This is a genomic window from uncultured Virgibacillus sp., from assembly GCF_947495635.1.
GTDB lineage: Bacteria > Bacillota > Bacilli > Bacillales > Amphibacillaceae > Virgibacillus > Virgibacillus salarius.
On the sequence record NZ_CANMAB010000121.1, the window covers coordinates 1 to 11223 of the forward strand.

Sequence of the window (11223 nt, forward strand, 5' to 3'; positions counted from 1 at the left end):
ATCAAACATTTCAAAATAACTACTTGGCTTAACGCAGTCATTGCACTGATTTTATACTTTCTTAACTTATAAAAAAGTCAACAGCCTTTATTTGGCTATTGACTTTGATTCATCACTTGTTGAATAAGTGCTCCAATTGATTGCGTCGATAAATTTTGATGATATCGATTTACATTTTCTGTATACCGATTTTTCTTTTGCGTATCCAGAAAAAATTGATTTATTTGTTCCTCCAATGGTTCTTTATTTAAGTCGATAGGATTTACCAATCCAAGCTGTATGAGCTCCTGCAAATTGATTTGTTCCTGACCTGGTAAAGCATGATAAACAAAAATTGGCTTCCGTTTCATCAAGCATTCACTAATTGTTACACCGCCTGGCTTTGTTAAAACAGCGTCAACCTCATTATACAATTTGTTCATCTGCGCTTTAGATTCGATATAAGGGATAGGTGTAATATTTGAATTATTTTGCTTGCTTAACGTTTGATACAATTGTTCGTTCGTTCCACAAAGTACATAGAGATGCATCTTTTTCGGCAAATGCTTATCTGATAATAGTTCATCCATACCACAACTCCCTAAACTTCCGCCTGTAATGAGTAATGCTTGTTTTTTCTCCTTTAAAGAAAATTCCTCTCGAAATACAGGATGAACGGGTATCCCAGTGATAAATATACGCTCTGCTTTCACACCTAATTTAAGTAAGAATTTCTTTACAGAGGCGGTAGGTACGAAATGATAATCAATACCTTTTATCCCCCATAATCGATTCACAAAAAAATCTGTATACGCATTAACCGTAACTGCTTGTAGCTTATTTTCTTGTTTTAGGACACTTACGATACTCGAAGGCAGGGCATGGGTTAAAAAGACAATTTCTGGATTTTCCTCTTTCACAAGTTTGTTTAAAAAAGGGCGGAATAGTAATTCATAATGGCGGTGCCTTTTCCTTTTCGACATATTTCTACAGGCAAGTAATGTATATAGTCGATCATATACGCCTGGAAATCGTTTTATCCAGCTAATATACGTTGAGGTTACTATCTTTTCTAAACTCCCATAACTATAAGATAATAATTCAACTTTGTTCGTTCGCTTGTTATTATTATAATGTAATAAATCCGTTATGAGCGTATCTGCAACATGATGATGGCCACTTGGCATTTGCAGAAAAGGTAGAAATAACGCATCTGATTGTTTAGGTTTATCCATGTTTTTAGCCCCGTCCTTAATTTCAAAAAAACAATATTGTGTTAACCCTCAAGATAGTATTTATCCATTATCTTGTTTTTTGACATGAATAGATAAACAGGCTCAGCATCTTTTTTTGTTGTCAACATATTAATTGGCATTAAAGTTATCCTTTTAAAGTAACGATAAAATCTATTTTTTAATGCGCTTTTTTCAAACCCCAATCGTTCTGCTCCTCGATACAAACTTGTGATTCCTATAACTGCCTTTATATCCGCTGCTTTTGGGTGTGCATGAACATACATTGCTAAGTTTGGCATGGCTTGTTTAATACTGTGATAAATAAATACTGCACGTTTAATATCATTAGGAAATGCATTTAATTCCTTTATTAGTTTTACATTGTGAAGGTGAATCTTTAGTAATAAGTCATTTTTTCGTAGAACTGTTCCATCTTCGAGCACGACTTTTCCACCTTTATATCTAGTGAGCCGAACCCGAAGCATCGTTCTACGCTGATGATTATCTGATATATAGGATAATCGGGAACAAGCAAAATAAATTGGATCAATACTGTCCCAGACACCTAATAGATAGCTTCTCATTGTCATATTCTTTCCACTCCATAAAATTTCTCCTACTTATTTTGTAGCTATAAAGAAATATTATAAACGGAATTTTTTGGTGAAATCTACAGAACGAATTGGTATTTTATTCATGTAATTGTTCTTGAATAACCCTAAATATAAATTCCTTTAGATCTATTATCCGCGGTGTAATAGGCTGTTCATTCGTCCCAGCTATTATTAAGGGGACAATTGACTCCTGCTTATGTAAGGATCCATGAGCAGCTCCGCTTAAGTGAAAAGGAGTAGACTGAGCTTTAAATTCACATCCTGGTTTTGCATTTACAACAAGGAATTGTCCAGGATGAGAATATAAAGCCCCATGCAATCGAGCTAATGCATCTGGAAAATCATTATAAACGATATGATTTTCTATCCATTTCAAATCCAATAATTCATGATTTCCTACTATCCACCATGATTGATTAAACTCATCTACATATTTCCCATTAGGTCTAAAGTATAATGTCCCTTCTTTCATCGCAGATTCCACACGAATACAATCATTTTCCTTCCATGCAATGATATCAATTCGCTTATCGTGTTTAAGTTTTTCAACAATTGTCCCGATGTTTACATGATCCAACATATATACATAAGCCATTCGCTGGTTAACACAAATCGCTAGTTCATCTTTTTTATGAACTGCACGTTGAATTCGAACTATTCGATAGTTATTTAAAAGCTTACGCAAATCAATAATATAGTCACGGTACTTCGTTCCTGTTGCGGAATGACCATTATCTCCAATAATCATCCAAATATTGCTATTTACTGCTTCTTCCCAACTATCAAACATATTCAACATTTTTTGAATTTGACGATCAATTTTAATAATACCTTTTATATCCATAGGTCCTTTAAAATGAATACGCGCATCCATATCTTGAAATATACAAAAAGTAAATGCTGGAAGTTTCTGTTTATGAATAAGGTACCGAAGCTCTCGTGCCATATATTTATAATTTCCAGCTGCTAGTTGTGCTGTGAACCCCACAGGGCGAAGTTTCGAAAAGAGTCCTAATGAAAAGATTGAAGGTACTTTCATGGTCCATTTTCCATCCTCAAAATAAGTGAATGTACGAAGAAATTTTGGGATTTTTAATTGCTGTAATTTATTTCCTCGATACACAAAAGAATTGATAGACGCTGAAGATAAACCGATTCGAGCTAATTCTTCATAAATAGTTGAGACCTTTTCACTCAAATGTACATTATTTAAATTATAAAGCATATGATGAATGGACTTTTTCATTCCCATACGAAACGTTTCCCTAAACCCTGTACCATAGTTGACAAATTGATTCTGTTCCGTATCAAACCAATTCAAACCTGGAATATGATGCTTATCTGCATACGTTCCGGTTAAAAGGCTGCTATCAATGGTTACTGACATGGTCGGAAACGATGTTACCATATTAGCAATATAACGACCTTGCTCCATTAAAAATTTTAAAGCTGGTGCACGTCCAGTCTGCATGGCAATTTCTAATGGCTGAGGCATTAATGAATCAATATTTAATAATATGACAGGTTTAGGTATTGATACAACATGATTATCGATTTCCACCACATCCCAAAATTCGTATTATAATAACCGAAGCTAATTTTAATGTAAACAACTACAAGATTAATATACATCCCCAATAAAAAGACAGCCATATGAAAATGGAGCTGCCCCGAAAGACAGCTCTCATTGTATAGAAGTATACTTCCTTCTCATGTTCAACGATTCAGCTTTAGGAACAAATGAAGCGCCCGATTAGAAACGTAGCGACTGGAGCGAGTCAACGGAGATAAAGGAATCACGGTGAGCTTGCGAGTCGTCATGACTTAGATTAGGGCGATTGTGAAATTACCTCGTTTCTGGGCGCTGGAGCTAGACATGGCTCAACACGCCCCTATTTAACCACATGGGCAAATGTTATAATTTCAAAAAAGCAATGTATTTAAGCGTAGCATACGTCTTATTACACTATACTTGATTTAACTTTACCTAGCTTTACGGTTAAATAAACGGGGAAGCTGATTCCAAAAAAGAAAGAAAGTCCTGGGAGGAAACGAATTGTTACTATCATCCCTATAAAAATCATCATATAAATTACATTTTCTCTTGGATGTAAAAACAAAAGAGAAAACGACCGTTTTATTTGTAGAATCGCTTGTCGTTCCAGATCTGCATATTGAAAGAAATGAATAATACTTAAAGTTATTAATCCTAACATTCCAAGCACTGCCAGCTTTACAAGACTATATTCCCTATCCACAATCAAAAGGTTAGAACTTATTATTACCAACATGGCTTGCCAAAGCAGTCCCGCTTTATTTAAAAGAATAAATGAAGAAAAATACTCGTTACGAAATGATCGAAACACTTCCCCAGTTGAAACATTGTTTTGCATCTTCCATACAGAGAATAATGCATAGGTAGCAGGAAATATTCCAAAAATGATTAACCCACAAGTAGTAAATAAAAGCCATAATATCTGTAAATACGCAAACCAGTATAATTTTTGTATAAATAAAGCATACCTTTCTATCATGATATTCACATCCAACACCACCATTCTATATCTAACCTTTTACTGATCCAGCAACCATTCCTTTCATAATTTGTTCTTGGAAAATGAGATACATGACAATTGTAGGGATGACTGCAATTGTCATTGCGGCCATTGTCAATGCATAATCCGTACTGAATCCATCTGAAAAAATGGATAAGCTTAATGGCAATGTTTTTAATGTACTATCATTAATAAATACTAGAGCAAAAACAAATTCATTCCAATATCTTAAAAACGATAGAATAGCTACGGTTGAAAGTGCAGGAACACTCAAAGGAAGCATAATTCGAAAGAAAATCCCCCAATAACCGTTTCCATCGATAACAGCTGCCTCCTCTAATTCCTTTGGTATTGAACTCATGTATGCAACTGTTAAAAAGATGGCAATAGGTAATTCAAAGGCCGTATACGGCAAAATTAATGCCCAATACGTATCCAGTAATCCTATTTGATCCATCATAGTAAACAATGGGACTAGCGTACTATGAATAGGTATTAACATTCCCAATAAAAAGAAAACCATTAAAAATGCTTTTAATTTGAACATGAATCTGGATAAAACATAGCCAGTTAGTGCGCCAAGAAAAACAGTTAATGCCGTTGCAGTAATTGTAACAATAGTTGAATTCACTATTGCTGTTCCTAAATCAGCAACTTCCCAAGCTCTCGTAAAGTTTTCAAAGGAGAAATTGGTAGGAAAAGAGTGAGGTCGGGCAAAAAATTCTTTGTTTGTCTTGAAAGCACTAGTGATTAGCCAATATAAAGGGTAAATCATCATTAAGGAAAAAACTGCTAAAAATAAAATTCTTATTCCTTTAAAAAGATGGAATTTCATCGAATAGTCACCCCTCATTCTTTCTCTTCATTAACACCTGACTTATACCAATTAAGATAAGGCTTAATAGAATTATCATCGTACTTACTGCAGAACCGTACCCGTAGCGGTACACAAGGAATGTATTATTATACATATACGTTGCTAATATTTCTGTGGATTCTGCTGGTCCACCACCTGTCATGACAAATACTTGATCGAATGCCTTTAAACTACCTGAAATACACAAGACGACAGCTACTTTAATTGTTGTCCACATATTGGGTAAGATAATGTAGATCAGTTTTTTCCATCCAGATGCTCCGTCAATCATAGCAGCCTCCTCCATCTCAGAAGGTATATTCTGAATAGCTGCAATAAAAATAATTAAATAGGGTCCAATATAATTCCAAATGATAGGAACAGCAACTGCATACATATTTACAGAAGGATCTGCTAGCCAAGCTTTTGTCCATGACTCTAAACCAACGGCACGTAATACGGTATTAATAACACCTATTTCTGGATCATAAATATATCCCCAAATCAGACCTACTACTACTGTGGAGATAACCATTGGTAAAAAAACAGCTGACCGTACAAATATTTGAAACCAGTTACTTTTACGAAGCATTAACGCTAAAGCTAATGCAATCGGTACTTGGCCAAAAACAGATGCGGCAACAATTATCAGATTATTCTTGAGAGAACGCCAAAATACAGGGCTTTGCATCACATCAATATAGTTTTGCAAGCCAATATACGTGGCATCCCCTAATCCAGACCATTCAAAAAACCCGTAGTAGGATGACCAAAATATTGGAATAATAACAAAAAAAGAATAAAGTAAAAGGGCTGGAAGTAAAGTAATTACCAACAAACCCTTTAACTTTAAATTAGATTGCATAACTGTCCCCCCTTTGCTCGATTCATTAATTAGAAGACTGTGCTTTTTGTATTGATTCAGCTACCTTCTCTGGATCTCCTCCTAACATAATTTCTTGTAATCCATTATTAACGGCTTCTCCAGCCTCTGAAGTTAGGTACAGATCATATACAGGGGCAAATTCAACTTCACGAATTAAATTAAATGCTTCAAAAAATAACGGGTTAACATTCTCTTTATCAATGTCTACATCATACATAACCATTGAATTACTTTCAGCTATTTCTTTCTGGGCATCTGCATTACTCAATTTATAAATAAGCTTTAATGCAGCTTGCTTATCTTCTCCTTTTGTCTCACTGCTAAGTAAGAAACCACCACCAGGTCCACCAGTAATTGTATTTCCTGATCCTTTACCACCCTCAATGCCTGGGACAACGGATACACCAATATTAGTTAAAACTTGTTCAGATTGAGAAGCACCTAGACTACTTAATGTCCAAGCGCCATTAATCATCATAGCTGCTTTTCCTTGCGCAAAATACTGTTCAGCCTGCGTATTATCCATACTATTTGCTCCATCTGAATAAGCTCCATTATCAACTAGCTCCTTAAAACGATGTAACGCATCGATGAATATCGGATCTGTAAATGAGGCATCTTCCTGCTCCACCGCATCTAAAAACCAATTTGTTCCTGTAACACGATCAGCTATAGCACCAAAGGTAGTTGATTGAGCTACCCAAGGAGCCTTATTCCCCATAGCAATTGGTGTGATACCTTTATCGTTAAACACTTTTATTACTTGAACAAATTCTGCCCATGTTTCTGGAACCTCTAAATTATTCGCTGTGAACAAATCTTTGTTATAATACAAAAAGGATGTAGCAGACATTGCAATTGGCGCAGAATATAATTCTCCATCATACTTGTAAGGTTCTAACGCGCCTTCTAAAAATGAATTTTTCCATTCCGGATTTTCCTCAAATAAGGATGTAATAGGCTGAATAAGCTCACCATTATAAAATTCATCGGTAAAACTACCTGCATATGTCAAGAATATATCTGGAAGTTCATTCGCAGCAGCAACTGTGCTTATTCGTTGGCGATACCCATCTACTGGGATTGCTTGCTCATCAACTTCAATCGTGGGATTCTCTTCTTCAAAATTAGCAATCATATTTCGCACTTTTCGGGCTCGTAAATCATCTCCAGCAAAGTTATGCCATATGGAAATAGAAATCCTTCCATCAGCTGCAGAACGTTTTGTCGCTTTACTATCTCCATTCCCTATACAAGCTGTTAAAATGAACATCATGATGATTCCTAGAAAGGCAATCTTTATTTTTCTCATCTTATCCCCCCCTTTTGATTATTATGTATAGTTTAAAATAGCGCTTTCATATAGATAAGGGGGATGAATACCAGATTAGGGGTGAAAAATCAAAGTGTTTTAAATTTACTCTAATAATTAACCGATCTTCCTTAATCATTTCGATATGGATTGGTCAAAGAAACTACTATCTAGAGATAATAAGCTTATCTATCAAGTTTGCGCCGATACTGGGTAGGGGTGTAGCCATACTTCTTTTTAAATTGTTTTGTAAAATATTTTCGATCATTATATCCCACACGTTTTGCTATATGATTAATAGCTATGGAAGAATGTTGTAAAAATTCCGTAGCCTTTTTCATACGAAGCTCCGTTAAAAGTCCAATATAGGATCTTCCAGTTCTTTTTCTAATTAACTCACTTAAGTAATTTGGGTGAATTTGAATGTGATTTGCGACATCATTCAGGGAAATAGCTTGACCTAAGTGTTTATCTATATAATAAATGGTTTCCTCTACATAGTTTGCATGTTTTTGGTAATGGGTGTGAAAGTCCGTTAGTAATATTTGGAACAATGCAAATAAAATCGGAATAGGTTGTTTGAACCATTCTGATGCTGAAGGTATCGCTCGATAATTTTCCATACGTCCAGCCATCTGATCTACATACTTTATAACTTCCATATAGAGATTTTGTACATAAAACTGAATGGAATCCGGTGTTGCTTGCGGATGTGAAAATAACCAATGTACTATTTCTCTAATCCATTCTTCTAATTTACTCTTGTCTCCCATCTTTATAAGTGAAATAACATGTTGCAAATTCTCCTCCATCGTATCATCACATACGATTCCTTTTCTTTGACGAATGTGTTCCACTTGAATAAGCTTACAGTCCACTAGAATCCATTGGAACAGTTGTAGAGATGTTATCTCACTATATAGTTCTCGTATGCTTGATAAGGTTGTTACTACCTCACTTGCCAATATCGGTTTATGGAACAATGCATTCACTTTCTTTATTGCCATCTGTAATAAATAATCATCTGCCAAATAGGGATCTCGCTTTACCACTATCAGTAATGCATTTTCATGTGTGAACCACTTTCCAAATAAATAACTATTCCACAAGGCCTCATATTTCCTTAACGTTTCTAGTTCTAGCTCTATATCCATATATAAAAGCTGAAAAGGTGGATGAGCCAGCTCAGGAATAACATCAACTACATCCATTAACTCGTGATAGTCCAATCCCTCGGCTATTAATTTTTCAAGTTTCATACGATTTAATTGCTCTTGTTCTGACTCTTTCCATTGACTATATTCTTTATCCTTCTCCAATCTTTTCTTTGCTCGTTTAACTGCTGTTATGATCTCTTCTGGACTACTGGTTTTTAATAAATAATCACAAACATCTTGACGAATCGCTTCCTGAATGAAATGAAAATCATCGTATCCAGTGAGTAAAATACTCTCTATTTGATATTCATTTTCACCTAAATAAGCTACAAGCTCCAAACCATTCATGTCATTCATCTGAATATCTGTAATTAGAATATCTGGTTTTTCATCGTCCAAGCGTTCAATTACCTCTTCAGCTGATGCGGCTGGTCTTAATAGGGTTAAACCATAGTCATTCCATGGGATGACATTTGCCATTCCTTCTCTTATAATAATCTCATCATCTGCGATTAGTACTCTCATAGCATTCCCCCCTCCTTTATCGGAATAACAAACTCAACAATTGTTCCTTGCATTTCTTTACTATCTATTCGTAAGCCACTTTCTTTTCCATAATGTAACAGGAGTCGCAAATTCACATTACGAATTCCATAATTAGTGCCAATAAGGGCTTCTGTCTCTTGATCATGTAAAAACTGATGTTTAATTTCTTGCAGCTTTGCACTTGTTATTCCAGCACCATTGTCAATAATTGAAAAGTGGATAAAATTCCCTTGTATTTGTACATGAACAGATATTTTACCAAAGTGATTAGGAAGTGGAAAAAATCCATGTTTAATACTATTTTCAATTAATGGCTGCAGAACAAGTTTTAGCATTTTATGCTGTTTCAAGTCGTTGGAAATTTCTAAGTCTATGGAAAACCTATTTGGAAAACGGATCTTTTTAATTTCTATGTAATGGAGCAAGTGACCGATTTCTTGTTCAACGGTACAATACTCATTTCCTTTATTTAAACTAAACCGTAACAATGTACTTAATGAAGAAACCATCTTTGAGATATCATGCGCCTTGGAACTTAACGCAATCCAATGAATTGCAGCTAATGTATTGTATAGAAAATGAGGATTAACCTGAGATTGCAAAGCCTTCATATCCAATTCCCGCTTTAGTGCTTCGCTTTTCTGAACCTGATTCATTAACTTGGCAATCCGCTGATTTAATTGATTATAACTACCTATTAATTCACCAATCTCATTATTTGCGTCATTATTAATTGTTTTAATTGTTTCACCCGGGTTCACTGTTTGAATGGAATTAGTTAGTGTAGTTAACGGTTTAAATACTTTTGATACAAAAAATATAACGAGACCTGCTACAAGAAGGATGGCAATCACAACGGAATAGATGGTTAACCATAAAAAATACCGATTCTGAGAACTGTATTCTCTTGATGGGACGAGGCTAATTATGTGCCATCCCACCTTCCCAATCTCTTCCGTAAATACAGTTACCTCTTCCTCTTCTGCAAGGAAAGAAAAGCGTTCTTTATTATTTTGATCCAATAATAAAGTAAGTTTATCTAGATTAATTTTTTCTTTTATATTTGTTTGACTGTGCGCTAATACATTTCCATCATTTAGAATAAAGACCGATGTACTCCACTCTGAATCTCCTGAGCTTAAATATTCCTCAACTACCCGTTGATTGAGACTTATCGATAAATAACCAATCCGTTCGAAATCTCCTGTACTACGAATAGGGCGAGTCAACGTTATCATGTCCTTATTGCCGTCTACCGTTTTGTTAACCTTACGATAGGACCACCATTTACCATTAGGAATTTGTTTAATATCAATAGCTGCATTCGTATCCATCACCAGATTTGTGGATATTGGTGAATTACCATTTATCGGGTAAATGATAATATCATTAATATATCTTTTCGAAAAAGCCAAATTCGATAAGAACCCATAAATATCACGTTGTGGATATATTGGATCTCCTTCCACTTGTAAATACGCTTGCACTGCTTGATTACCAATTAAAAATACTGACATATTTTCAACATCATTTACAATAAATTCAATAGAATCCTGAATCTGCTCCAAGGAACTTTCACCTGAAATGGCTGCTCGTTCCTTTGATACCTTTACTGTCGTATAATACGAAACTAATCCTAAAACACATATTGGTACTAATACTACGATTAAAATAAAAAGTATAAGTTGATTCTTAATTGAACGGCGAAACCAGTTTTTCATTCCTAGCATTCCTTACCCGATTTGCAGATTACTCAGACAACGTGAATTATTATAGTTTTCTGAATTAATCGTATATTTAATATAACACCTTATTTCGTTTAGTACAAACCCGTACGACGAACTTTTTATAGATTTTAGCTTAAGCACAAAGACAGAAACACTCGGTAAGCGACTAAGTACTGAACCACTTCGCATGAGATGAGCGGGTTGGTGTTAACTTTCGCGACGAAAACAGGGAAGTCTACTGTAACAGAAAGTTAACACGGCTTTTCTTTTTTACTTGAATACATAAGAAAAACGGAGCAAAATTCGCTCAGTCCTTATCACTACATGCTCAGATTTACGCTTCCTCTAGTAGCTAT

General features: G+C 35.0%; 9 protein-coding genes. All 9 read right to left on the reverse strand.

Annotated features, from left to right (window positions below; translation table 11 throughout):
* Nucleotides 1-95: 95 nt before the first annotated feature.
* Nucleotides 96-1214, reverse strand: coding sequence for an MGDG synthase family glycosyltransferase (locus tag Q1A47_RS18360; RefSeq protein ID WP_121605668.1), 1119 nt, complete (start codon nucleotides 1212-1214; stop codon nucleotides 96-98).
* A gap of 41 nt (nucleotides 1215-1255) precedes the next feature.
* Nucleotides 1256-1798 (reverse strand): YkoP family protein, encoded by a 543-nt coding sequence (locus Q1A47_RS18365; protein WP_026679718.1) that lies wholly within the window; start codon nucleotides 1796-1798, stop codon nucleotides 1256-1258.
* A gap of 106 nt (nucleotides 1799-1904) precedes the next feature.
* The gene (locus Q1A47_RS18370) at nucleotides 1905-3389 is read right to left on the reverse strand and encodes an alkaline phosphatase family protein (RefSeq protein ID WP_258469453.1); all 1485 of its coding nucleotides are present in this window, start codon (nucleotides 3387-3389) and stop codon (nucleotides 1905-1907) included.
* Between the two features lie 400 nt (nucleotides 3390-3789).
* Nucleotides 3790-4362: a DUF624 domain-containing protein gene (locus Q1A47_RS18375; protein ID WP_166530815.1), complete on the reverse strand. Its 573-nt coding sequence runs from the start codon at nucleotides 4360-4362 to the stop codon at nucleotides 3790-3792.
* A 31-nt stretch (nucleotides 4363-4393) separates the two neighbouring features.
* Entirely contained in the window at nucleotides 4394-5218 is an 825-nt protein-coding gene (locus Q1A47_RS18380) for a carbohydrate ABC transporter permease (protein WP_246484851.1), read from the reverse strand.
* 7 nt (nucleotides 5219-5225) lie between these two features.
* On the reverse strand, nucleotides 5226-6104 hold the full coding sequence (locus tag Q1A47_RS18385; protein WP_166530817.1) for a carbohydrate ABC transporter permease: 879 nt from the start codon (nucleotides 6102-6104) through the stop codon (nucleotides 5226-5228).
* A 25-nt stretch (nucleotides 6105-6129) separates the two neighbouring features.
* On the reverse strand, nucleotides 6130-7437 hold the full coding sequence (locus tag Q1A47_RS18390; RefSeq protein ID WP_166530818.1) for an extracellular solute-binding protein: 1308 nt from the start codon (nucleotides 7435-7437) through the stop codon (nucleotides 6130-6132).
* Nucleotides 7438-7622: 185 nt separating this feature from the next.
* Entirely contained in the window at nucleotides 7623-9119 is a 1497-nt protein-coding gene (locus tag Q1A47_RS18395; protein ID WP_166530819.1) for a response regulator, read from the reverse strand.
* Nucleotides 9116-10861 (reverse strand): sensor histidine kinase, encoded by a 1746-nt coding sequence (locus Q1A47_RS18400; protein ID WP_166530820.1) that lies wholly within the window; start codon nucleotides 10859-10861, stop codon nucleotides 9116-9118. Before Q1A47_RS18400 ends, Q1A47_RS18395 begins: the two co-directional genes overlap by 4 nt.
* Nucleotides 10862-11223: the final 362 nt, after the last annotated feature.

What these genes read in the sequence shown, in the direction of transcription:
- Q1A47_RS18360 (WP_121605668.1), bottom strand. Translation starts at nt 1,214, where the DNA reads ATGGATAAACCTAAACAATCAGATGCGTTATTTCTACCTTTTCTGCAA.
- Q1A47_RS18365 (WP_026679718.1), bottom strand. Translation starts at nt 1,798, where the DNA reads ATGAGAAGCTATCTATTAGGTGTCTGGGACAGTATTGATCCAATTTAT.
- Q1A47_RS18375 (WP_166530815.1), bottom strand. Translation starts at nt 4,362, where the DNA reads ATGATAGAAAGGTATGCTTTATTTATACAAAAATTATACTGGTTTGCG.
- Q1A47_RS18380 (WP_246484851.1), bottom strand. Translation starts at nt 5,218, where the DNA reads ATGAAATTCCATCTTTTTAAAGGAATAAGAATTTTATTTTTAGCAGTT.
- Q1A47_RS18385 (WP_166530817.1), bottom strand. Translation starts at nt 6,104, where the DNA reads ATGCAATCTAATTTAAAGTTAAAGGGTTTGTTGGTAATTACTTTACTT.
- Q1A47_RS18390 (WP_166530818.1), bottom strand. Translation starts at nt 7,437, where the DNA reads ATGAGAAAAATAAAGATTGCCTTTCTAGGAATCATCATGATGTTCATT.
- Q1A47_RS18395 (WP_166530819.1), bottom strand. Translation starts at nt 9,119, where the DNA reads ATGAGAGTACTAATCGCAGATGATGAGATTATTATAAGAGAAGGAATG.
- Q1A47_RS18400 (WP_166530820.1), bottom strand. Translation starts at nt 10,861, where the DNA reads ATGAAAAACTGGTTTCGCCGTTCAATTAAGAATCAACTTATACTTTTT.